General features: G+C 71.9%; 22 protein-coding genes and 1 riboswitch. Of the genes, 11 read left to right on the forward strand and 11 right to left on the reverse strand.

The window, feature by feature from the left end:
* Positions 1 to 420 precede the first annotated feature (420 nt).
* Positions 421 to 1,365, reverse strand: coding sequence for a carbohydrate kinase family protein (locus tag ACIBI5_RS08325; RefSeq protein ID WP_397244519.1), 945 nt, complete (start codon positions 1,363 to 1,365; stop codon positions 421 to 423).
* Between the two features lie 49 nt (positions 1,366 to 1,414).
* Here ACIBI5_RS08325 and ACIBI5_RS08330 point away from each other — a divergent pair, with 49 nt between their 5' ends.
* From ACIBI5_RS08330 to ACIBI5_RS08340, 3 genes are read left to right on the forward strand one after another with little or no spacing between them, the layout of a single operon-like run.
* Positions 1,415 to 2,008 (forward strand): TetR/AcrR family transcriptional regulator, encoded by a 594-nt coding sequence (locus tag ACIBI5_RS08330; RefSeq protein WP_397244520.1) that lies wholly within the window; start codon positions 1,415 to 1,417, stop codon positions 2,006 to 2,008.
* A gap of 38 nt (positions 2,009 to 2,046) precedes the next feature.
* Positions 2,047 to 2,928: a Clp protease N-terminal domain-containing protein gene (locus ACIBI5_RS08335; RefSeq protein ID WP_397244523.1), complete on the forward strand. Its 882-nt coding sequence runs from the start codon at positions 2,047 to 2,049 to the stop codon at positions 2,926 to 2,928.
* Positions 2,929 to 2,952: 24 nt separating this feature from the next.
* Positions 2,953 to 3,600, forward strand: coding sequence for a class II aldolase/adducin family protein (locus ACIBI5_RS08340; RefSeq protein ID WP_397244526.1), 648 nt, complete (start codon positions 2,953 to 2,955; stop codon positions 3,598 to 3,600).
* A gap of 386 nt (positions 3,601 to 3,986) precedes the next feature.
* Here ACIBI5_RS08340 and ACIBI5_RS08345 read toward each other — a convergent pair whose 3' ends face one another.
* Complete coding sequence (locus tag ACIBI5_RS08345) at positions 3,987 to 5,558, reverse strand: DUF885 domain-containing protein (protein WP_397244528.1); 1,572 nt, start codon at positions 5,556 to 5,558, stop codon at positions 3,987 to 3,989.
* A 23-nt stretch (positions 5,559 to 5,581) separates the two neighbouring features.
* On the opposite strand from ACIBI5_RS08345, the gene ACIBI5_RS08350 reads away from it, so the two are divergent.
* From ACIBI5_RS08350 to ACIBI5_RS08370, 5 genes are all read left to right on the forward strand, one after another.
* Positions 5,582 to 6,790: a DUF4032 domain-containing protein gene (locus tag ACIBI5_RS08350; RefSeq protein ID WP_379610413.1), complete on the forward strand. Its 1,209-nt coding sequence runs from the start codon at positions 5,582 to 5,584 to the stop codon at positions 6,788 to 6,790.
* A gap of 136 nt (positions 6,791 to 6,926) precedes the next feature.
* Complete coding sequence (locus ACIBI5_RS08355) at positions 6,927 to 7,295, forward strand: roadblock/LC7 domain-containing protein (protein WP_397244530.1); 369 nt, start codon at positions 6,927 to 6,929, stop codon at positions 7,293 to 7,295.
* A gap of 4 nt (positions 7,296 to 7,299) precedes the next feature.
* Complete coding sequence (locus tag ACIBI5_RS08360) at positions 7,300 to 7,998, forward strand: hypothetical protein (RefSeq protein ID WP_397244532.1); 699 nt, start codon at positions 7,300 to 7,302, stop codon at positions 7,996 to 7,998.
* A gap of 59 nt (positions 7,999 to 8,057) precedes the next feature.
* On the forward strand, positions 8,058 to 8,432 hold the full coding sequence (locus tag ACIBI5_RS08365; RefSeq protein WP_397244534.1) for a roadblock/LC7 domain-containing protein: 375 nt from the start codon (positions 8,058 to 8,060) through the stop codon (positions 8,430 to 8,432).
* A gap of 20 nt (positions 8,433 to 8,452) precedes the next feature.
* Positions 8,453 to 8,824: a hypothetical protein gene (locus tag ACIBI5_RS08370; protein WP_184960524.1), complete on the forward strand. Its 372-nt coding sequence runs from the start codon at positions 8,453 to 8,455 to the stop codon at positions 8,822 to 8,824.
* A gap of 44 nt (positions 8,825 to 8,868) precedes the next feature.
* Here ACIBI5_RS08370 and ACIBI5_RS08375 read toward each other — a convergent pair whose 3' ends face one another.
* The 8 genes from ACIBI5_RS08375 to ACIBI5_RS08410 all read right to left on the reverse strand — a co-directional run bounded on the left by ACIBI5_RS08375 (position 8,869) and on the right by ACIBI5_RS08410 (position 14,923).
* Positions 8,869 to 9,732, reverse strand: coding sequence for an alpha/beta fold hydrolase (locus ACIBI5_RS08375; protein WP_397244536.1), 864 nt, complete (start codon positions 9,730 to 9,732; stop codon positions 8,869 to 8,871).
* 25 nt (positions 9,733 to 9,757) lie between these two features.
* Positions 9,758 to 10,597: a hypothetical protein gene (locus ACIBI5_RS08380; RefSeq protein WP_397244538.1), complete on the reverse strand. Its 840-nt coding sequence runs from the start codon at positions 10,595 to 10,597 to the stop codon at positions 9,758 to 9,760.
* Positions 10,598 to 10,781: 184 nt separating this feature from the next.
* Positions 10,782 to 10,919: riboswitch (cyclic di-AMP (ydaO/yuaA leader) on the reverse strand.
* Between the two features lie 164 nt (positions 10,920 to 11,083).
* Complete coding sequence (locus ACIBI5_RS08385) at positions 11,084 to 11,284, reverse strand: DUF5302 domain-containing protein (RefSeq protein WP_184960130.1); 201 nt, start codon at positions 11,282 to 11,284, stop codon at positions 11,084 to 11,086.
* A 72-nt stretch (positions 11,285 to 11,356) separates the two neighbouring features.
* Positions 11,357 to 12,211: an aldo/keto reductase gene (locus ACIBI5_RS08390; protein ID WP_397244540.1), complete on the reverse strand. Its 855-nt coding sequence runs from the start codon at positions 12,209 to 12,211 to the stop codon at positions 11,357 to 11,359.
* Positions 12,196 to 12,984, reverse strand: coding sequence for a class I SAM-dependent methyltransferase family protein (locus tag ACIBI5_RS08395; RefSeq protein ID WP_397244542.1), 789 nt, complete (start codon positions 12,982 to 12,984; stop codon positions 12,196 to 12,198). Before ACIBI5_RS08395 ends, ACIBI5_RS08390 begins: the two co-directional genes overlap by 16 nt.
* 6 nt (positions 12,985 to 12,990) lie before the next feature.
* Positions 12,991 to 13,572, reverse strand: a complete 582-nt coding sequence (locus ACIBI5_RS08400) for a lysophospholipid acyltransferase family protein (protein WP_397244544.1) — start codon at positions 13,570 to 13,572, stop codon at positions 12,991 to 12,993.
* Positions 13,569 to 14,354, reverse strand: a complete 786-nt coding sequence (locus ACIBI5_RS08405; protein ID WP_397244547.1) for a phosphatidate cytidylyltransferase — start codon at positions 14,352 to 14,354, stop codon at positions 13,569 to 13,571. Before ACIBI5_RS08405 ends, ACIBI5_RS08400 begins: the two co-directional genes overlap by 4 nt.
* Entirely contained in the window at positions 14,351 to 14,923 is a 573-nt protein-coding gene (locus tag ACIBI5_RS08410) for a CDP-alcohol phosphatidyltransferase family protein (protein WP_397244550.1), read from the reverse strand. The genes ACIBI5_RS08405 and ACIBI5_RS08410 overlap by 4 nt, the downstream gene beginning before the upstream one ends.
* 163 nt (positions 14,924 to 15,086) lie before the next feature.
* Between ACIBI5_RS08410 and ACIBI5_RS08415 the strand changes: the two genes are divergently transcribed.
* From ACIBI5_RS08415 to ACIBI5_RS08425, 3 genes are read left to right on the forward strand one after another with little or no spacing between them, the layout of a single operon-like run.
* Positions 15,087 to 16,091: a rod shape-determining protein gene (locus ACIBI5_RS08415; protein ID WP_397244553.1), complete on the forward strand. Its 1,005-nt coding sequence runs from the start codon at positions 15,087 to 15,089 to the stop codon at positions 16,089 to 16,091.
* 9 nt (positions 16,092 to 16,100) lie between these two features.
* Entirely contained in the window at positions 16,101 to 18,137 is a 2,037-nt protein-coding gene (locus ACIBI5_RS08420) for a BTAD domain-containing putative transcriptional regulator (RefSeq protein ID WP_397244555.1), read from the forward strand.
* Between the two features lie 47 nt (positions 18,138 to 18,184).
* Entirely contained in the window at positions 18,185 to 19,063 is an 879-nt protein-coding gene (locus ACIBI5_RS08425; RefSeq protein ID WP_397244557.1) for an alpha/beta fold hydrolase, read from the forward strand.
* A gap of 4 nt (positions 19,064 to 19,067) precedes the next feature.
* Here the strand turns inward: ACIBI5_RS08425 and ACIBI5_RS08430 are convergent, their stop codons facing one another.
* A complete protein-coding gene (locus ACIBI5_RS08430; protein ID WP_397244559.1) occupies positions 19,068 to 20,696 on the reverse strand; it encodes a DUF3089 domain-containing protein in 1,629 nt (542 codons plus the stop codon).
* Between the last annotated feature and the right edge of the window lie 72 nt (positions 20,697 to 20,768).

Raw genomic sequence — 20,768 nt, forward strand, 5'->3', positions numbered from 1 at the left:
CGTCCTGAATGCCGCGCTCCTCGGGTGGCGCACCTCTCGGGCGGCATCTGCCGGGTGGCGCGTCCCGGCCGTGGGGCGAACTGTGGGGTTGTGGTGGCGGGTCGAGGTGGGCTGATCGGGCCAGCTGCCTGGGGCGGCAAGTGGGGGTGGGCAGTGCGGTCGTGGGCCACAGGAGCGGGCAGTGGCGGGTCGAGGTGGCGTCGCCGGGATGGTCCGGCGGGGTGGTCGGGGCGACGGGTAGCGGTGGCGTGGACGGGTGGTGGGTGAGGTGGTGCATGGGGGTGGGGCGGGTGGTTGGGGTGGGGCGGGTGGTTGGGGTGGGGCGGGTGGTTGGGGTGGGGCGGGTGGTTGGGATGGGGCGGGTGGTTGGGATGGGGCGGGTGGTTGGAGTGGGGCGGGTGGTTGGAGTGGGGTGGGGTGTTAGGTCGGGGTGGTTAGGAGGGTCAAGGTGGAGGGGAGGTCGGTGATGCCGGCGTCGGAGCCCAGGCCGGTTGCGACGCGGGCGGCGGCGGCTGTGCCCCAGTGGGCGGCGGTCAGGACGGTCTGGCCGTGCAGGAGGCCGGTGATGAAGCCGGCGCAGTACGCGTCGCCGCAGCCGGTTGTGTCGCTGACCTCGGCTTTCAGGGCTGGTACCACCTCCACGGTCACCGGGCCTCCGGCCACGGGGGTGGTGTGGATGCGGCTGCCCTTCTCGCCCATGGTGATCAGGACGGCCTTCGGGCCCTCGGCCAGCAGGGCTGCGGCGGCCTCTTCCAGGGTTGGGGCGCCGGTCATGAGGAGGGCCTGGGACTCGTTCGGGAGGACGTAGTCGACGTGCGGGAGGAACGCCTTTGCCATGGCCAGGAGGTCGGGCATCTCCGAGAGGAGGTCCATGGTGATGATGGTTCCGGCGGCGCGCAGTGTGTCCAGGAGAGCGAAGAACGCGGGGTCGCCCAGGCCGAAGGTCACGTCTACGCCGCCCAGGTGGACGGCCTTGGCCGTACGCAGGATGTCGGGGTCCACGTCGGCGGGGGTGACCGAGAGGTTGGCGCCGGGGACGTGGAAGCTGGGACGGCCGCCGTCGGGGCGGATGGGGAGGATGGAGGCGGCGGTCTGTTCGCCGGGGCGGCGGCGGATGTGGGAGACGTTCACGCCGTGCCGGCCCATGACCATGAGGAGGAAGTCGCCGAGCTCGTCGTCGCCTATGGCACCCAGGGAGATCACCTGGTTGCCGAGTTTGGCCAGGTCCACGGCAGTGCCGGCGGCGGCGCCCGCGGCGGTGAGGCGGATCTGGTCGACGAGCACGGTGTCCTGGCCCGGGGGGATGTGTTCCACGGGGCGGGTGAGGATGTCGACGATGTGCACGCCGACTGTGACGACCGTCATACCGCGTTAGTAGACAGACGTCCGACTAAAAAGTCAATACAATGCCCGCATGCCGAAGATCGTGGACCACGACGAGCGCCGGCGCGACGTGCTGACCGCCGCCAGCAGGGTCATCGTGCGGGATGGCATCGACGCGGCCACCACCCGCGCCATCGCCAAGGAGGCGGGGCTCTCCAATGGTGTTCTGTCCCATTACTTCGCCGACAAGGACGAGATCCTGCTGTCGGCGTTGCGGGAGTCGCATCGGCGGATCCGGGAGCGGCTGACCGCCAAGGTCGGCGAGCTCGGCGGGCTCGCGGCCTTGCGGGAGGTGTTGCTGGACAACCTTCCGCTCGACGCGGAGCGCACCGAGGAGACCCGGCTGGAGGTCAGCTTCTGGAGCCGGAGTCTGGCGTCGGAAGAACTGGCCGAGGTGCAGCGGGAGGAGGCGGGTGAGTTGCGCGCCGCCGTACACGGACTGCTGGTCGAGGCTCGGGCGGCGGGAGAGGTACGCGCGGAGGCGGACCTCGATGATGCCACCGAGCATCTGCTCGCCCTGGTCGACGGGTTGAGTGTGCATCTGCTGCTGTATCCCGGCCGGCTGCGGGATGCGGACCTTGAACGGCTCATGAGGGTGGCGATCGACGGACTCGCGACAAGTTAGGGTTGTCGAATGGGCGTCGACAACTTAGCATTGTCGGCATGGACAGCCACGCGCTGAACACCCAGGCCATGATCGAGGCGGTGGCCGAGCGGGCCGCCTCGCCGGAGCCTCTGGCACAACTCGAAGCCGCCATCGCCTACGCGGCGCTGGCGGGCGCCGCCGCCGATGGCATGGTCGACCACTACGTCGACGCCGCCCGCACCGCCGGGCTCTCCTGGACCGACATCGGCGAACGGCTCGGCATCAGCAAGCAGGCCGCTCGCCAGCGGTTCGCGCCGAGGCTGGAGGTGAGCGGCGGGCCCGCGGCCGAACCGGCGCCGGTCGCGCCGCGGCTGTCGGTGTGCGTCGAGGTCGCGCAGGCCCTCGCGGACGCGGAGGGAAGCGTGCCCGGCACCCAGCATCTGCTGCTCGGGCTGCTGGAGGTGGGGGTCGCCGCGAGTGTGCTCGACCGGGTGGGGGTGACCAGGGAAGGGATCCGCGAATCGGCCGCGCGGCTGCTCGCGCCGCGTGGGGGCGTGGTGGGGGACGGCGAGGCGTACGACAACGTGATGCGCGCCCGCCGCCTCGCCGCGAGCAGGGGGCAGAACCTGACCCGCACCCAGCACCTGCTGTGGATCCTGGCCATGGATCCCGGTTCGTCGGCGCGGCGCGTCCTGGACGATCTCGGCGTCGACCCCGCGCGGATCAAGAAGGAGCTCAACGACCTCATCCCGCCCCCTCCCCGGCCCGGACGACGCGGACGGAAGCTCGGCAAGCGGGACGTTTCGGCCTGCTCGTTCTGCGGCTGCGTGGATCCAGGGCGGGCGATGGTCAACGGGCCGGGCGTGCGGATCTGCGGCGAATGCGTCGGGTTCGCCACGGAGATCATCCACACCGCCCACGGCGCGGCGACCGCGCCCGGCCGCCGCCTGATCCCCTGACCGGTTCGCGATAGATTGTCCGGCATGCTGCTGGCCGAGCTCAGACAACAGATGTGCGAGTACGGCCGGCGCGCCGTCGACCAGGGCCTGGTCATCGGCTCATCCGGGAACCTGAGCGCCAGGGAAGGCGACCTCGTCGCGGTGACACCGTCCGGGGTCCAGCTCGACCGGCTCACCGCGGAGGCGTGCCCGGTCGTCGACATGGACGGGTACCTGGTGGAGGGCGACCTCCAGCCGTCGTCCGAGACCCCGATGCACCTCGCCGTCTACGCCACCACGTCGGCGCGGGCCATCGTGCACACGCACTCGGTGTTCGGGACGGTGGTGGCCACCACGATGACCGAACTGCCTCCGGTGCATTACAACGCGCTCATGCTGGGCGGGGTGGTGCGGGTGGCCGAGTACGCCACGTATGGGACGCCTGAGCTGGCGGCGAACGTCAGGCTGGCCATGGAGGGCAAGCAGGCGGCGTTGCTGGCCAACCATGGCGGGGTGACGATCGGCGGCACGGTGGAGCAGGCGTTCGAGGCTGGTCGGCTGCTTGAGTGGTTGTGTGAGGTGTACGTGCGTGGGTTGTCGATCGGGAAGCCTACGGTGCTGACCGAGGACCAGCTGGCCGCGGTGATCGACCGCTCCTTCAACCCACCCACCTTCCCCCGCCGCACCCCCTGACCACCCTTCGTGGTCCGGGGTCCCCCGGTAGCCGGAGCTTGGGGAGAACACCGGAAGGGAAGCCCGCGGACGGGACCAGGAGACGCGAAGGGCCACAGGCCAAGAGCCGAGGCCCCTGGGAGGCGCAGGCTCAGGCCGGAAGGGCGGGAGCCGCGAGGCCCGGAGGCTCGGGACCGGGGCCCCGAGGCTCCCGGAGGGCAGCGGCCCAGGCGTGCGGGAGCCGCGAGGCCCGGAGTCGCGAGAGCCCGCGACGCCCGGCGTGCGGAGGCTTGCGGGGGTTGGAGCCCGGAAGGGCGGGAGCCCACGGGATCGGGCGCCCCGGGGCTCCAGGAGGGCAGCGGTCCGGAGGGGTGGGAGCCCGGGTCTGCGGGGTTGGGGGCTCGGGGTCAGGGGTGGGTCAGGGCCTTTTCGGCCAGGCCGAGGGGGAGGCCGCCGGAGCCGGCCAGGCGGTCGTGGAACGACTTGAGGGTGCCCGGGTAGGACTCCCGGATGCGGTCGATCTCGATGGCGCCCGTCAGGTACGAAGGCGCCTGCGTGGGCCAGGCGCAGTACCGGTTGACCTCCCCCTGCGCCGTCCCCGGCGACAACGACGCCCGCGTGGCCATGAAGGTCTCGGCCTGTTCGATCGTCATGTCCCCGCAGTGCAGCGCCGTGTCCACGACGATGCGGGCGGCGCGGAAGATGCGGCAGTCCAGGTGGGCCAGTTCGGTGGCGGGCGTGTCGAAGTAGCCCTGCTCGTGCAGCATCTTCTCGACGTACAGGGCCCACCCCTCGGTGAAGTACGGCGTGCGGAACACCTTCCTGACCGTCCGGCGGCTCTCGGCGATGTGCGACAGGTGCCAGTGGTGTCCCGGGTAGGCCTCGTGGACCGCGATCGACGGCATCTGGGCGCGGGCGTTGGTGCGCAGGCGCTGCCGTATCTGCTCGTCGGTGAAGTCGTCGGGGGTGTAGGGCACGTAGAAGATGCCGGTGCGGGAGGTGCTGAGGGGCGGCGGGGCGAGGTAGTGGGCCACCGCGAGGATGGGGCGCGTGTACTCGGCCGAGGGCAGCACCTTGCACTCCTCCCCTTCGGGGAAGGTGACGAGGTCGCGGTCGCGGACGAATTCGCGGGCCCGCTGGGTCTCGGCCTCGTATTCGGCGCGCATGGCTTCGAGGGTGGGCGGGTGGTCGTCCATGAGGGATTCCATGGCGGCGCGCCAGTCTTCGGTGCCGTTGACGCGCTGGGCCACCTCGCGCATGCGGGTGTCGAGGGCGGCCCACTCGTGTTCGCCCTTGGTGTGGAGGTCGGCGGCGCCGTACCCGAGGAGCTCGCGCTCGCGCAGGAGGACGGTGTAGAGCTGTTCGCCCATACGCCAGGTGCCGCCGCACTCGAAGCCGTCGAGGAAGGTGACGAGCTGGTCGAAGGCGTCGGCGGCGGGTTCGGCCGCGGCGGCCAGCTTGGCGCGCAGGTCGGGGTCGTCGACCAGCGACGGGAGCGTGGAGGTGAGGAAGCGGCGGCCGGTACGGGCCTGGCCGAGTCCGCGCTGGATGAGCAGCGGCGCGGCGATCGTGGGGTCGAGGTTGGCGCGGCAGTCGGCCAGGACGCCGGGGATCTCGGCCAGCCGCGAGATGGCGGCGGCGACCAGTTCGTGCTCGGGCTTGAGCTTCTGCTGGAACGGCGTGTTCAGGGAGGTGAACACGAGGGCCACGTAGAACGCGGGGTCGCGCCGCCACGCCGGCCACTGCGCCATCGCGACGGAGCCGCGCAGCTGCGACAGGACGAGGTCGCGATCGATCGCGTCGTCGAGGGTCGGGGGCTCCAGCTCGGACAGGCGGGTGATCCAGCGGCGCTCTTCGTCTTCGACGGCGATCAGCCCGGCGGCGGAGAAGTCGCCGAGCGTGTGGTCGTATCCGTCGGCGCCGAGGTGGTTGGCGAGGATGGGGTGGTTGGTGAAGTACCAGGAGAGAAACTCGTCCACGGATCGCACCATATCCTGATGAAATGCCCCTACAGATCACCGGCGCGCTGGGTGACCCCGACCTGATCCGGCTGCCCTGGGAGACCCCTCTCGCCGAGTGGCCGCAGCACCATCTGGTCGACCTGCCCCGCGGCATCTCGCGGCACGTGGTCCGCTTCGCCCGCCTGTCCGGCAAGGTCTACGCGATCAAGGAGATCAGCGAGAGGTACGCCAAGCGCGAGTACCAGCTGCTCTGGGACCTGGCCAGGCTGGATGCCCCGTCGGTGGAGCCGGTCGCCTACGTCACCGGCCGCGACGAGGGCCTGGACGCCGCGCTGATCACCCGGCACCTGCAGTTCTCGCTGCCCTACCGGGCGGTGATGTCCGGCACGCTGCGCCCCGACACGCTGACCAGGCTGCTCGACGCGCTGGCCGTGCTGCTGGTGCGCCTGCATCTCAACGGCTTCTACTGGGGCGACTGCTCACTGTCGAACACACTCTTCCGCCGGGACGCGGGCGCGTTCGCCGCGTACCTGGTGGACGCCGAGACCGGCGAGATGCACCCGATGATCAGCGAGGGCCAGCGGCTGGCCGACATCGAGACCGCGCACGTCAACATCTTCGGCGAGATGCTCGACCTGGAGACCGGTGGCCTGCTGCACCCGTCGATCGATCCGATGGAGACGGCCGAGGACATCGTCACCCGCTACCACCGGCTGTGGAGCGAGATCACCCAGGACGAGATCATCGAAGAGGTCGACTGGCACAAGGTCGAGCAGCGTATCCGGCGGCTCAACCTGCTCGGTTTCGACGTGGCCGAGATGATGGTGCGCCGCAAGGTCGGCACCGGGCGGCTGATCGTGCGGCCCAAGGTGGTCGACGCGGGACACCACCAGCGACGCCTGCTCCGCCTGACCGGCCTGGACGTGGAGGAGAACCAGGCCCGCAGGCTGCTCAACGACCTGGACGGCTTCCGCGTCGCCAAGGGCCTGCGGCACGAGGACGAGGCGATCGTGGCGCACCGGTGGCTCGCCGAGGCCTTCCAGCCGACGATAGAGGCGATCCCGGCCGACCTGCGCCGCAAGCTCGACACGGCGCAGGTGTTCCACGAGGTGCTCGACCACCGGTGGTACCTGTCGGAGGCGGCGGGCAGCGATGTGGGGCTGAGCGCGGCGGTGAAGTCGTACATCGACGAGGTGCTGGTCCACAAGCCGGATGAGAAGGCCCTGCTGCCCGACGAGCCCACAATGTGAGGAAATTTCGTTTGTAGCCGGGCATTGTGCCTGGTGGGGGCTATATATGCCACCTGGTGGGGATATCTTCCGCTGGGGAGCAAAGCCCTTCCCCGCGGCCCGGGGCGGGATGGCCGTCCGGCTCTACGCTGCGTCAGTGCTCGCACTTGACGACTGCCTCCTCAGCGTGATGGACATCCCGGGTGTCCTCGACGCGCTGGTGATGGATCACCTCAGCGGAACCGTGATGGCCTCCGGCGGGCGCGGCGAGGCCGAGCGGTCGGCGCCCGCGCTCGGCGAGACGCTGCGCGTCACCATGGACGCCCTCGCCGGCGCCACCCACCGTGGAACGGTCCGCATCGACGACCTGATCGTCGTCGCCGACGACGGCTACCACCTGCTCCATCCGGTGGAGATGCCCTTCGACGGCCCGCTGGTGATCTACGTGCGGCTCGACCTCGGCCGCGCCAACCTGGCGCTGGCCCGCCACCAGCTCAGCTCGATCAGCGGCCGGCTGCGGGGCTGACGTCGTGGCCGCCGTCCATACGCTGCTCACCGGTCTGGCCAGGGAACGCGCCACCGGTTCGCTCAACGTGCCGCCGGCCGGCAAGGCGTACCTGCGCGAAGGGCGGATCGCCCACCTGGAGTGCCCGCGCACGCCGTCGGTCGAGCGGCTGCTGACCGCGCACGGCGGGGCGGGCGCCTACAGCAGGGCCGAGCTGGAGTTCTGCGTGGCCGGCGCGGTGCTGGACGCCGCCTACTTCCTGCTGCCGGCCGAGCTCCCGGCGGCGCGGCCGAAGTTCCGGCCGGGCGAGTGCCCGCGGCCGGACACCCGGCTGGAGTTCGAGCTCGCCTGGCTGGTCGGCGAATGCGCGCGAAGGAGAGCCCAGTTGGCGCAGATCTGGTCCTCGGCCGAGCTGGACGACGTCCCGGTGACCCCGGCCGCGCGGCTGCCCGGGCATCGGGCGACCGTGAGCGCGCTGGAGTGGGAGATCCTGCTCGGCGCCGACCGGGTGGCGACGCCGGCCGAGCTCGCCGACCGGCTGGGGCAGCCCGCCTACTCGGTGCTGCTCGCGGTCCGCCGCCTGGCCGCCGCGGGGCTTCTGGTCGCGCCGCTGATGCCGCGCCGGCGCGGGCGGGCGCTGGATCGGGCCGTGCCGCCGGCTCTCCCGCAGAGTGACCCGAATGTCCTGGCCGCGGTGAAGAGGGCGCTGGAGGAGCTGGCGTGAGGTTCTCCGCGACGAGCCTGCGCCTACGCGCCCTGCGACGGAACGGAAGGAGACCCTCCGTGGAACTCTGCGAGCGGGTGCTCAGCGAGATGTCCAGGCTGCGCGAGCGCGTGCCCGAGGTCAGCGGCAGCGTCGCCTGCACCGTGGACGGGCTGCCGATCGCCGGCGACCTGCCCGGCGACCGGTGCGACCAGACCGCCGCGCTCTCGGCGGCGGTGCTGGCGCTCAGCCGGCGCATGGCCGACCTCGCGGGAAAGGGTGTGCTGCAGGAGACGCTGGTGTCGGCCAGCGCCGGGTTCGCCGCCCTTTACGCCGCGGGACCCACCATCGTCCTCACCGTCGTGGCCGAGCCGGGCGCCAATCTCGGCCTGCTGCGGCTGGAGGGGCGCAAGACGGCGGCCGCGCTGGCCGCCATCGCATCGCGACAGCGGTGAACACACACAAGGAGGTACGCATGGCCGGCATGGACGTCTCCCTCAAGGAGATGATGGCCATCGACGGCGCCGTCGGCGCGGCGGTGGTCGATCACGGCAGCGGCATGGCGCTGGGCACCCTCGGCGGCTCCAAGGACCTCGACCTGCAGGTCGCGGCGGCGGGCAACACCGAGGTGGTCAAGGCGAAGATGCGCACGATGGACTCGCTCGGCCTCAAGGACGCCATCGAGGACATCCTCATCACGCTCGGCACCCAGTACCACATCATCCGGCCGATGGCCGGGCGCGGCGGCAAGGGCCTGTTCCTCTACCTGGCGCTCGACCGCGGCCGGGCCAACCTGGCGATGGCCCGCCACCACCTGCGCAACGTGGAGGAGAAGCTGGAGGTCTGAGGGCGTCGCGCGGCCGCCGTGGGGGAACGGCCGCGCGACGCGGGTCACCCGGCCGTGTGTTTCGTGATCTCTTCCACGAACCGCGACCAGAGTGGCTTGGGCAGATCGTGCCCCATTCCGGGGAACGTGACCAGTCTTGAGCGCGGAATTGCCGCAGCGGTTGCGTGGCCGCCGGCGACCGGAATGAGCGCGTCGTCCTCTCCGTGCAGGACAAGCGTGGGTACGGCCAGCCGGGCCAGCCTTTCGGTCCGGTCACCGGAGGCCAGAATGGCGGCCAATTGACGGGCCGTCCCCGCCGGGTCGTGCGCCCGGTCATAGGCGAGCCCCGCCAGCAGGGCGATCCGCTCGGTGTCCAGGTCGTATCCGGGCGAGCCGATCACCGCCCAGGTCCGCTGGGCCAGCGCGATCGCGGCCGCGCGGTCGGGCGGCGGGGGCGACATCAGGGCCGCGCCGGCTTCCGGCGTGGGCGGCGCGACCTGCGGTCCGGGCGTGGACATGATCGAGGTCAGCGTGCGCACCCGCCCGGGATGGTCGAGTGCGAGTTGCTGCGCGACCATGCCGCCCATGGACGCGCCGACGACGTGCGCGGCGGGCCAGCCGAGCGCGTCGATCAGCCCGGCCGCGTCCCGCGCCATGTCCGCCAGCAGGTACGGCGAAGCGGGCGATCCGAATTCCGGAACGCCCGCCTCGTGAAGATGCGTGGATTCACCGGCGTCGCGGTTGTCGAACCGGACGACGTGGTGGCCCTGCTCGGCGAGGAGCTCGCAGAACTCCTCGTCCCAGTGGATGAGCTGGGCGCCGAGCCCCATGATGAGCAGCAGCGGCCGTGCTTGTGGCGAGCCGAAGCTGTCGTAGACGATCTCGATGCCGTTGACGGCGGCGCGCTGACCCATGAGGAACAGAATCACATTCTGTTCCTCGTGAGTAAAGAGGTCAGCGGTCGAACGCCTTGCGGATGCGGCCGCGGGCCAGGAACATGCCGCCGCTCAGGAGGGCCAGAGCGCTGATGAGGGCGAGCCCGCCCACGCCGTTCGACTCGGTCTCGCGGGTGGTGACCGCCGCGGCCAGCTCGGCCTGCGGCGCCTTGTCCTGCGCTGAAGCCTTCACAGGGGCCTTCTCAGGGGCCTGCGCGGGAGCCTTCTCGGCGACCTGGGCGGGAGCGGCCGGGGTCTCGGGCCTCTCCTCGTCCTTCTTCTCGGTCTTCTCCTCCGCGGTCACGACCGGGGGCGTGGCCGGCCGGGCGTCCTTGCGGGACCAGGCGCCGGTGGAGAAGGCGACGGGGTGGTTCTTCTTGCCCACGCCGGGGCCCCACTTGGTGATGACGTATTCGATCTTGATGTGTCCCTGGCCGCCGACGCCGTCGACGCTCAGCGAGCTGGAGTTGAACTTGCCGCCGGTCAGCGAGGCGAAGGTCTTGGCGTCGAGGTCGAGCATGATGCCCCTGTTCGACGGGACCCCGGGGCCGCGGTCGCCGACGAAGAACGGCTCCTTCTTGCCCTTGTAGATGACGTAGCCCTCGGTCAGGAGGGGCCAGCTCGGGCTGGCGGCCAGGCCCTTCTGCATGGGCTTGCCGGAGGCGGGAAGACCGGTGTCGCCGTTGCGGCCGGAGGCGTCGTCCCAGTAGTAGGAGGCGGTGGTGGAGCCCTTGAGAAGGGGCTTCTTCTCGGAGAAGTCATCCGCGTGTGCGGTTGCGCCGGTGCTGAGGGTGACCGCGCCGATGACGGCGACGGAGGCGAGCATGGTGAAAGAACGCATGCCAAAGCGGGAAGACATGAAGAAGAGAAGTCCTTTGTGCGGGGACAGGGGAAATGCGCTCGTCAAAGCGGCGTAGCCGGGCACAAAGCCGAACGGACGCTACGCGAAAGCGCGGGGGGAAAGCCTGGGGAAGGGGCCGCTCAGTAGGCGGCGGGTGAAACTACGCGGAATGGGGGTTCATCGCGGTGGTGCATGAAAAGATCAGTCCTCTCCATCGCGCCTACCGGGTTAGCTGACGGGTTCGGGCGTGGAGATGCCCTACCGACGCGTACGTCGGATTCACCCCAAGGAACATTGGTTCCCCGGTTCCCGCGGGTACGGGATTCGGCGCCAGCCGGCCGCCTCTTCCTGGTGAAGGGTCGGGTCGCCAGCTGGTAACGCTTAGGACTGTAAGTGCCAAAGACGGCAAAAGCAAAACAATCGCCATGAAACGGGCGAAGATCTACCTAAGAAGGTCAAGAAAAAGGGGGGTACGGCCAAGCCGTACCCCCTCAGAACGCCGACTCAGCCGCCGCTCTTGCGCCGGAACGAACGCTTGCTGGCAGCAGGGCCGTGTGCGCCGTGGATCTTTGACTGATCCGTGCCCCTGCCACCCGCACCCGAGTCGGAGTGCTGATTGCGCTTACGCTCCAGGGCCTCCCGGAACTTGCGCTTCATCTCGTCCTCGGGAGTTTCGCTGACTTCCGGCTCCGGTGTTTCCGCCATGAGGACCTCCTGGTGTTGGGGACCACAACAGCTTCGCACGACGGCCGACCTGACGCGAAACCGGGCACCGCGTCAGCCCAGCCTGGCCAGCTCCTCCTCGGTGAGCTCCAGGTCGGCGGCGGCCAGCGAGTCGAGGATCGTCGCCGGGCGGCTTGAGCCGGGAATCGGGATCACCACCGGGCTCCTGGCCAGCTCCCACGCCAGGCAGACCCGCTGCGGGGAGACCCCGCGCTCGGCCGCGACCTCCCCGAAGGCGGCGTGGCGGCGGCCGAGGCGGCCGACGTGGTTCATGCCGCCCAGCGGCTCCCACGGCAGGAACGCCACGCCGATCTCCTCACAGACGTCCACCTCCGGCTCGCTGCTGCGGAAGCTCGGCGAGTACTGGTTCTGCACGCTCACCAGCCGCCCGCCGAGGATCTCGTTGGCCTGCCTGATCTGGGCCGGGTTCGCGTTGGAGATCCCGGCCATCCGGATCTTCCCGGCGTCGAGCAGGTCCACGAGCGTGCCGATCGACTCCTCGTACGGCACCGCCGGGTCGGGCCGGTGATGCTGGTAAAGCCCGATCGACTCGACGCCCAGCGCCTTGAGCGAGCGGTCGCAGGCCCGCTTGAGGTACTCGGGCCGGCCGTCCACGTCCCAGCGCCCGCGCGGCCGGGTGTGCCCGCCCTTGGTGGCCACCAGCACCGCGTCCTTGTCGCCGCCCCAGCTCGCCAGCGCCTTGGCCACGATGCGCTCGTTGTGCCCGACCTCGGCCTCCGTCGGCGTGTAGGCGTCGGCGGTGTCGATCAGCGTGATCCCGGCGTCCAGGGCCGCGTGGATGGTCCTGATCGACTGCTCCTCGTCGGGCATGTGGCCCTCCACCGACATCGGCATCGCGCCGAGCCCGATGGCACTGACACTCATCTGACCGATCAGTCGTGTCTGCATGCGTCCATGGTCATACATTCCGGCCGCTGAGTCGCCGTGGTCACCGTGAACAGGCCGACCTTCTCCCGCCTGCTGACGACGTCGGCGTACCCGGCCTCGACGGCCCAGGTGTGCAGCTGCTCGGCCGAGCGGCACTTCATCACCCACAGCCGCCCGTCGCGGTTGGGCAGCACGTTGGCGATGAACTCCAGCTGCGGGTGGCGGGTCTGCGTGGTGAAGATCAGCACGCCGTCGTGGGCGAGCAGGTCGCGCAGCCTGGCCAGGGACTTCCTGATCGTCTCGTCGTCCAGGATCAGCTCGTACAGTCCGCTGACCACGATGATGTCGGCCGGCCGGTCCAGCGGCTCGGGGTCGAAGGCGTCGCCGCGCTCGTAGCGGATGTTCGCCAGACCGCGTTCCTTGGCCAGTTCCCTTCCCAGGCGCAGGCCGTCGGCGGCCAGGTCACGGCAGACCACCTCGGCCTCGGGCTGCTCCCTGGCGACGTCCTGCAGGTAGCGGCCGGGCCCGGCGGCCACGTCGAGGATCAGCGCGCGGCCCGCCCTGGCCGAGACCTCGTCCCTGATGACCTCCTTGAGCAGATCGCGGCGGGCGCGGATGGCCCGCCAGCCGACCGAGTTCAGGTAGATCCGGTCGAGGGGCCGGCCGTGGGCCTTGTTGACGTAGACGTAGTCGAGCATGGTGCCGCTGTCGAAGCCGTGGCGGTAGCCGATGCGGATGCCGCGGCTGGTCCGGCCGACGGTGCGCATCAGGAGCCGCATAAGTGCCCACTTCATGAAATTTCACCCTTCGGGAGTTGTCGGGAGCTGTCGGGAGCGCATGAGGTGGTGTGCCGTCTCCAGGTCGGACACGGGCGGCAGGAAGCGGACCGTCACCGGGGCGCGGCTCAGGCGGCCGTGCACCGGCAGCACCCGGCCGGTCCCCTCCAGCAGGACCGGGACGATCGGGACACCGGCCGCCTCGGCCAGCCGCGCCGCGCCGCCGTGGAAGTCGCCGACACGGCCGTCGCGCGAGCGGGTGCCCTCCGGGTAGACGACCAGGACCCGGCCTTGGTCCAGCAGTCGTACGGCTGCCGCCAGGTCCCTGGAGCCGCCACCGCCCCGCCGTACCGGGAAGCCGGAGACCAGCGTCCGGCAGACCAGCGCCCGCGCCCGGTTGGCGAACCAGTAGTCGGCGGCGGCCGCCACCGACGGGCGCAGCCGCGCGGGCAGCGCGGCCAGCAGGGCGGCGGTGTCGGCGTGAGAGCAGTGGTTGGCGACCACGACGCACGGCCCGCCCGGCACCGGGCCCTCGACGGCCAGGCCGCCGCTGCAGGCGAAGGCGGTACGCCACAGCCGCCGCCGCATCGCGGCCCCGAGCCTCACGGCAGCACCACCACGACGGCCAGCGCCACGAGCAGCGAGTCCACGCGGTCCAGCAGGCCGCCGAAGCCGGGCAGCCAGGTGCCCGCGTCCTTGACCCCGGCGCCCCGCTTGAGCATCGACTCCAGCAGGTCGCCGAGCGGCGCCCCGGCTGCCACCGCCAGCGCGGTGACCGGGGTGAGCTCGCCCAGCAGGAACAGGACGGTCAGGCCGCCCACGGCGCCGCCGACCACCCCGCCCCAGGTCTTGGCCGGGGACAGCGGCGACAGCGCGGGCCCGCCCAGGAGCCTGCCGCCGCACCAGGCGCAGACGTCGGCGAGCGCGACGGCCAGGACGAGGGCGAACGCGGTCGCCGGAGCGAGCGTGACCAGGGCGCTCAGCGGCGCGATCCAGAGCAGTCCGAAGACCGAGTACGCGGCCCGCCTGCCGCCGTCCTCGGCGTCGCCGCCGAGCACCGGGACGAGGACGAGCGCCAGCAGCAGCAACGGGCCCGCGGCGAGCGGCGAGGGCAGGAACGGCAGCACGGCGGCGGCGCCGGCGAGGATCAGGGCCTCCGGCGGGCGCAACCGGACCAGCCGGGCGTACTCGGCGGCGCACACGACGCCGAGCGCCGCGGCCAGCGCCGCCGCGCCGACCGGACCGGCCAGCAGCGCCAGCGTCACCACCGGGGCGGCCACGGCCCAGGTCAGCCAGCGCTGGACGAGCTCGCGCCGGTGCGAGATCCACACGGCCACGCCGCTGGCGCCGAGCGCGCCGGCCAGGAAGGGAGCGGTCTCGAGTATCACGCCAGTTCCTTTCCGATGCGCGCCAGCCGTACCAGGGCGGTGATCGCCGAGCCGGCGGCGAGCACGATCAGCCACGGCGCCCAGCCCGTGAGGGCGAAGGCGACCAGCAGCACGCAGCGCTCGGTCTTGCCCACAGGGCCGCCCTGCGCGCGCCGCGCCCCCGCGGCGGCACCGGCCAGGGCGACCCACGACGGCAGGGTGGCCGCCAGCGCCGCGCTCGCCACCAGCGCGGGCGGGGCCAGGACGAGGCAGCCGGCGAGCACGGCCAGTTCGGCGAGGCGGTCGCCCAGCTCGTTGACGACGGCGCCGAACCGGGTGGCGCGCCCGCTCTCGCGGGCGACGCCGCCGTCGAGGTTGGCACAGGCCAGCCGGGCGGCCAGGAGCAGCGCGACGGCGAGCGCGGCGAGCGGCCCCGCGGGAGCGGTCGCCAGTACGGCTCCCGCCGCGGCCGCGAAGGCGACCCCGGCGGCCGTGATGGCCCACGGGGGTACCTCGCGGGCGACCAGGAGGGCGCGCACGCCACCCAGCCGGGCGGCGTACCAGGGCTTGAGTGCGTAGAGGCCGTTCATGTGACCAGGTTCTGACCTGGAGAGGGTCCGACACATGGGGCTTTAAGCGCATATGAGGTGAGTAGCCCTACTCAACCCGTCAAAGGATCGAACGTTCTTGAGGTTGTGGTGGAACTTCGCCGGATATGAGGCTCAACATGACCCGCCGACCGATTGGTGCGATATGAACCCCATGCGCATCCTGGGCCAGGATCTGGCGCTGGACCTCGGAGCAGCCAGCACCCAGATCTACGCCAGGAAGCGCGGCATCGTCATCAACGAACCCTCACTCGTCGTCCGCTGCGCCACCACCGGCAAGGTGATCGGCTACGGCGCGGACACCCCGCCGGGCACCGGCCCCGACCCCGTCGCGATCCGGCCCGTCGTCGGCGGCGTCCCCGCCGACGTGGACCTGACCACGCGCATGATCCGGCACTTCCTGCGCAAGGTGCACGGCCATCCGTTCTCCCGTCCGCGCATGGTCATCGCGCTGCCCGCCGACAGCACGGGCTTCGCCGGCAACGCCCTGCGCGACCTGGCCTTCCAGGCCGAGGCCCGGCGCGTCTACCTCGTCCACCACGGCCTGGCCGCCGCGCTGGGCGCCGGCCTGCCGGTGAGGGAGGCCGCCGGGAACATGATCATCGACATCGGCCGCGACACCACCAGGATCGCCGTCGTCTCGTGCGCCAGCGTCGTGCACGCCGCCACCGTCCAGTCCGGCGGCGCCGACGTCAACCGGGCCATCGTCGCCCAGGTCAAGCACGACCACGGCCTCGACATCACCGAGCAGTCCGCCGAGGTGGCCAAGCGCGGCATCGGCTCGGCCTGGCGGCCCGTGACCCGGACGGCGAGCGTGCGGGGCGTCGACCGCTCCGGCCGGGCCGGCATCGTGGCGATCTCCGCCGGGCAGGTGTACGAGGCCACCCGGCAGACCGTCAGCATGATCGTACGGGCCGCCCGCGAGGTCATCGAGCGCTGCTCCCCCGACCTGGCCGCCGACGTGGCCGACCGGGGCGCGGTGCTGACCGGCGGCGGCGCGCTCATGCGCGGACTGGCGCGGCGGCTGCGGCTCGAACTGGAGGTGCCGGTCCAGCGGGCCGAGCGCCCGGTCGAGACGGTCGCGCTCGGCCTCGGCCGCTGCGTGGACGACATCGGCCGGATCAGCAAGGACGCGCTGATGCACCCGTAGGGTCGAAGGATGGACGACACGCTGCACCTCGGCCTGCTCGGCCCGGTCCGCGCGCGGCGCGGGCCGGTCGAGCTCGACCTGGGCTCGCCCAAGCAGCGGCTGCTGCTGGCCGCCCTGGTCCTGGCCGAGGGCCGCACACTCGGCCGTGACCAGCTGATCGACGTGCTCTGGGCCGACGACCCGCCCGCCACCGCCCGCAACGTCCTGCGGACCTACGCCTCCCGGCTGCGCGGCGTGCTCGGCCGCGAGTCGCTGGTGTCCGTCGGATCCGGTTACCGGCTCGTCCGCGTCTCGACCGATCTGGCGGAGTTCGAGCGGCTGCGGGACGCAGGGCGGCTGCCCGAGGCGCTGGCCCTGTGGCGGGGTGAGCCGCTGGCCGACCTGCCCGGCCCCTACGCCGAGGCCAGGCGGGCCGCGCTGGAGGAGGAGCGGCTGGCCGTGCTGGAGCGGCGGCTGGCCGCCGACCTGGAGGCCGGGGTGGAGGTGACCGGCGAGCTGGGCGCGCTGGTGGCCGCGTACCCGTTGCGGGAGAGCGTGCGCGCCCTGCTGATGCGGGCGCTGTACCGGGCCGGGCGGCAGTCGGAGGCGATCGGGGTCTTCACCGAGGCGCGCCGCGTCCTGGACGAGGAGCTGGGAGTCGAGCCGTCGTCCGAGCTCGCCGACGTCTACCGGCAGGTCATCACGGGCTCGCTTCCCGCCGGCCCGCCCTTTGCCGGTACGGCGGGCCCGATCCCTGCCCAGTTGCCGGGGGACATTCCCGATTTCACCGGGCGGCGGGAGGCCGTGAAGGCAGTCGAGGAGCTTCTGCGGACCGGCGTGGTGGCGATCTCCGGGCTCGGCGGCGTCGGGAAGACGGCGCTGGCCGTCCACGTCGCGCACCGAGTCAGGGAGCGGTACCCCGACGGCCAGCTCCACGTGGACCTGCGCGGTGCCGGAGCGGACCCGGCCGACCCCGCCCTGGTGCTCGAACGTTTCCTCGACGCCCTCGGCGCCGGGCGCGTCCCGCCCGGCCAGGAAGCGCGGGCCGCCCTGCTGCGCACGCTCACCGCGGACAGGCGGGTGCTGTTCCTGCTGGACAACGCGGCCTCCGCGGCCCAGATCCGGCCGCTGCTGCCGTCAGGGCCGGGCAGCGGGGCGCTGGTCACCAGCCGCGCCCGGCTGTCCGACCTCATCGGGGCCCGGCACGTGGACCTCGACGTGCTGCCCGAGCGCGAGGCCGTCGCCCTGTTCACCGCGGTGGCCCGGGTTCCCTCCGGGCGGACGGCCGCGCAGGTGGTGGCAGCGTGCGGGTACCTGCCGCTGGCGGTGCGGGTGGCCGGAGCGCGGCTGGCGGCGCGGCCCCGGTGGAGCGTCGATGACCTGCTGGCCCGGCTGTCCGAGCAGCGGCTGGGTGAGCTGCGGGTGGGGGATCTGGGGGTGGAGGCGTCGTTCGCGCTGAGCTATGACCAGCTTGGGGAAGAACTGGCCAGGGGGTTTCGGCGGCTGGCCGTACCCGACAGCGCTGAACTGACCGTGGAGCTGGCGGCGGCGGTGCTCGGCCGCGACGCGCGGGAGGCCGAGCGGACCTGCGAGGAACTCGTGGACCTCAGCCTGCTGGAGTCGGCCGCGGCCGGTCGCTACCGCTACCACGACCTGCTGCGGGACTTCGCGCTCGCCCGCACGCCCGAGACGGAGCGGCGCGCGGCGCTCGCCACCGTGCAGGCGAGCTGGCTGGCGGCCGTCACCGGCGCGGCGGAACGTGCCATGACCGATCCCGGCGCCCGTGACCTTCTGCTGGAGGAGGCGTCGTGCCTGGCCGCCATGGACCGGCGTCACCGCGGCGCGCCCGACCCCGAGCTGACGGTGGGCAGCACGCTCGTGGTGGCCCGCGCGCTGGCCCTGGTCGGGGCGCTCGACCCGCCGCCCGCCGACCCCTTCTCCCCCGCCGACCCCAGGATCGCCTACGCCCGCGGCCTGCTCGCCCTCGGCCTGTGGGAGGCCGGAACGCACCAGGTCGTCCACGGCAAAGCCGCCCTGGAGGCCGCACTCGCCGCGCTCGGGCGTTGAAGACGGATTCCATCGTTCTTCAACACCCGCGCTCCAGGCTGTTCCCCATGACCGGTATCGAAGGATTCACCTACCAGCGCGTCCCCGTCGACGGGGACGTCTCGCTCAACGTGGCCGTCGGCGGCTCCGGCTCGCCGATCGTGCTCCTGCACGGCTTCCCGCAGACCCACCTCATCTGGCGGCACGTCGCCCCCGCCCTCGCCGCCGGCCATCAGGTGATCGTCCCCGACCTGCGCGGGTACGGCGCCAGCGACAAGCCGGCCGACCTCGACGGGCAGACCTACTCCAAGCGGCGCATGGCACAGGACGTCGTCGAGCTGGCCCGTGCGCTCGGGCACGAACGGTTCGCGCTGGCCGGACATGACCGGGGCGGGCTCGTCGCCTTCCGGGCCGGGCTGGACCATCCGGACGCGATCACCCATCTGGCGCCGATCGACATGCTGCCCACCGCCGACATGTGGGAGGTCATGAACGGGGTGGCGGCCGCGGTCGGGTTCCACCTGTACCTGATGGCGCAACCGCCCGGGTTGCCGGAACGGCTGATCGCCGCGGCGTCCGACGAGTTCTTCGGGCACTTCCTCGACACGTGGGTACTCCGGGCCGAGGCGATCCCGGCCGGCGTGCGGGCGGAGTATCTGCGGGCCTCGCGGGAGGCGGTGACCTCGATCGTGGCCGACTACCGGGCCAGCGCCGGCGTCGACCGTGAGCATGATCTGGCCGATCGGGCGGCGGGGCGGCGGCTGGGCATGCCGGTGACCGTACTGCAGCAGGACTGGGGTGCCGTGCTGCCTTACGACGCCGTCGCACTCTGGGGCGCCTGGGCGCCGGATCTCGAGCATCGCACGATCACCAGCGGGCATTTCGTCGCCGAGGAGGACCCTGAGCTGGTGCTCAAGGCCCTCCGCGACCTGTTGTCCCGTCGGTGAGGTGCTATTCGGCGCTCGCGGTCCAGGCCGCTGCCTGGGCCGCGGCGAGTGCGGCCAGGCCGCCGCCGTCGACGTTGTAGTCGAGGACGTGCAGGCCCAGGGCCGAGTTGGAGGAGCGGATGCCGTCCAGCCCGTCCACCTGCAGCCAGTCGAGCCTGCCCTTGCTGGTGTCGGTGCGTGCGCACCTTCCCGTGGCCAGGTCCGCGTACGCCGCGAAGCCCGTCGGATGCGCGGTCGGCGTGAAGTTGAGCAGCAGGCTGAGCGAACCGGCCGGTGCCAGCAGGTTCCCCCTGAGGAGCTTCTTGGTCGGCATGTAGGGGCGCATGGGGGTGGTCGCGTCCGCGGGTCCGCCGGCCAGGACTGCGGCCGGGTTCACGCACAGGACGCGGTGCGCCGGGTCCGGCGCGCGGCCGAAGGCGACCGTCTCCTCGTGGCCGGGCTGCAGATCGGCCGAGTTGAACGCCACCACACAGCCGACCGGCACGGGGGCCTGGCCGCTCGGCCGTTCACACGCCGGCAGGTGCTGGAACGTCGAGACCGGGTCCGAGCCGCCCCCGGACGGCGCGTCGACCGGCACCCTGACCTCGGCGCCGACGATGTAGGCGGCGACCAGGCTCTTCGTGTTGGCCGCGTTGCCGTCGAACTCCTCCTGCAGCAGGCGGGCCAGATGGAAGGCGCCCTGCGAGTGGCCGAGCAGGATGACGCCGCGCCGCTCGCCGGTGGCCGGGTCGATGTTGTCGGTGTCCCAGTACTGGCGGAAGGCCTGCTTCAGGTCCTGGTACGCGGTCTCGAAGTGCGGCGGGATGATGGCGCCCAGCAGGTAGCCGGTGAGAGCGACCTGGCGGTAGAGCGGCACGAACACCCGGCAGTTGCTCGTCAAGCGGCCCATCTGCGTCAGCGTGACGGCGGCCTCGCTCTCCCTGGCGACCGGCGGATTGCCGCCGAGCAGCAGGAGCGGGTTGGCCAGCAGGTTGACGGTGGGGTAGGCGTAGAAGCAGTCCACCTTCGGGGACTGGGGTGGGGGCAGCGGTTCGTTCGTCGTGGTGCCGTCGGGGCGGATGACGGTGGCGTCCAGGCCGACCTGGTGGCCGTCCGGGTACCTGCCGGTGATCACGGGGTCCATGGGGTTGCCGGCGGCGTCCTGGCCACAGGGGTTGGCCGTCTTGCCGGGACGGCACAACCAGACGGGCTGGGCCAGCGGACCGGTCAGCAAATCCTTGGCCTCCTCCTCCGCCGCCAGGCCCTCCGCAGCCTCGCCGTCCCCAGGCGAGCCGCCCGCGGGCGTCCCGCCCTCTGGCTGCCCCGGTCCGTCTGCGGACTTCCCATCCCCGGACGTCCCATCCGCGGGAATCCCGTTCACAGGCGTGCCGCTCGTAGCTCGGCCGTCCTCTGACGGTCCGTCCGTGGCCTTGCCCTTCACCGGCGTGCCCCTCAAGGGCGTCCCGTTCACAGGCGTGCCGTTCGTGGCTGGGCTGTGCTGGCCGGACAGGGTGAGGGCGGTCCCGGTCTGATCGGATGACGCTTGGGTGGTGGTTGGGGGTGGGGTGGTGTGGGCGGCGGCCGGGGTGGTCGCGGTTAAGCACGCTGCCGTGATCAGGCAGGCGGCGGACAGTACGGCGGTGCGTCTGCGCATGCGCTGCTCCAAAAAACCTACCGACTGATTGGTAGCCTCACCGTAGGGCCAGTGAATCACCCCGTCAACGGC

Source organism: Nonomuraea sp. NPDC050540 (assembly GCF_044457485.1).
Lineage (GTDB): Bacteria > Actinomycetota > Actinomycetes > Streptosporangiales > Streptosporangiaceae > Nonomuraea.

What these genes read in the sequence shown, in the direction of transcription:
- ACIBI5_RS08325 (WP_397244519.1), bottom strand. Translation starts at nt 1,365, where the DNA reads ATGACGGTCGTCACAGTCGGCGTGCACATCGTCGACATCCTCACCCGC.
- ACIBI5_RS08330 (WP_397244520.1), top strand. Translation starts at nt 1,415, where the DNA reads ATGCCGAAGATCGTGGACCACGACGAGCGCCGGCGCGACGTGCTGACC.
- ACIBI5_RS08335 (WP_397244523.1), top strand. Translation starts at nt 2,047, where the DNA reads ATGGACAGCCACGCGCTGAACACCCAGGCCATGATCGAGGCGGTGGCC.
- ACIBI5_RS08340 (WP_397244526.1), top strand. Translation starts at nt 2,953, where the DNA reads ATGCTGCTGGCCGAGCTCAGACAACAGATGTGCGAGTACGGCCGGCGC.
- ACIBI5_RS08350 (WP_379610413.1), top strand. Translation starts at nt 5,582, where the DNA reads ATGCCCCTACAGATCACCGGCGCGCTGGGTGACCCCGACCTGATCCGG.
- ACIBI5_RS08370 (WP_184960524.1), top strand. Translation starts at nt 8,453, where the DNA reads ATGGCCGGCATGGACGTCTCCCTCAAGGAGATGATGGCCATCGACGGC.
- ACIBI5_RS08380 (WP_397244538.1), bottom strand. Translation starts at nt 10,597, where the DNA reads ATGTCTTCCCGCTTTGGCATGCGTTCTTTCACCATGCTCGCCTCCGTC.
- ACIBI5_RS08385 (WP_184960130.1), bottom strand. Translation starts at nt 11,284, where the DNA reads ATGGCGGAAACACCGGAGCCGGAAGTCAGCGAAACTCCCGAGGACGAG.
- ACIBI5_RS08390 (WP_397244540.1), bottom strand. Translation starts at nt 12,211, where the DNA reads ATGCAGACACGACTGATCGGTCAGATGAGTGTCAGTGCCATCGGGCTC.
- ACIBI5_RS08395 (WP_397244542.1), bottom strand. Translation starts at nt 12,984, where the DNA reads ATGAAGTGGGCACTTATGCGGCTCCTGATGCGCACCGTCGGCCGGACC.
- ACIBI5_RS08410 (WP_397244550.1), bottom strand. Translation starts at nt 14,923, where the DNA reads ATGAACGGCCTCTACGCACTCAAGCCCTGGTACGCCGCCCGGCTGGGT.
- ACIBI5_RS08415 (WP_397244553.1), top strand. Translation starts at nt 15,087, where the DNA reads ATGAACCCCATGCGCATCCTGGGCCAGGATCTGGCGCTGGACCTCGGA.
- ACIBI5_RS08420 (WP_397244555.1), top strand. Translation starts at nt 16,101, where the DNA reads ATGGACGACACGCTGCACCTCGGCCTGCTCGGCCCGGTCCGCGCGCGG.
- ACIBI5_RS08425 (WP_397244557.1), top strand. Translation starts at nt 18,185, where the DNA reads ATGACCGGTATCGAAGGATTCACCTACCAGCGCGTCCCCGTCGACGGG.
- ACIBI5_RS08430 (WP_397244559.1), bottom strand. Translation starts at nt 20,696, where the DNA reads ATGCGCAGACGCACCGCCGTACTGTCCGCCGCCTGCCTGATCACGGCA.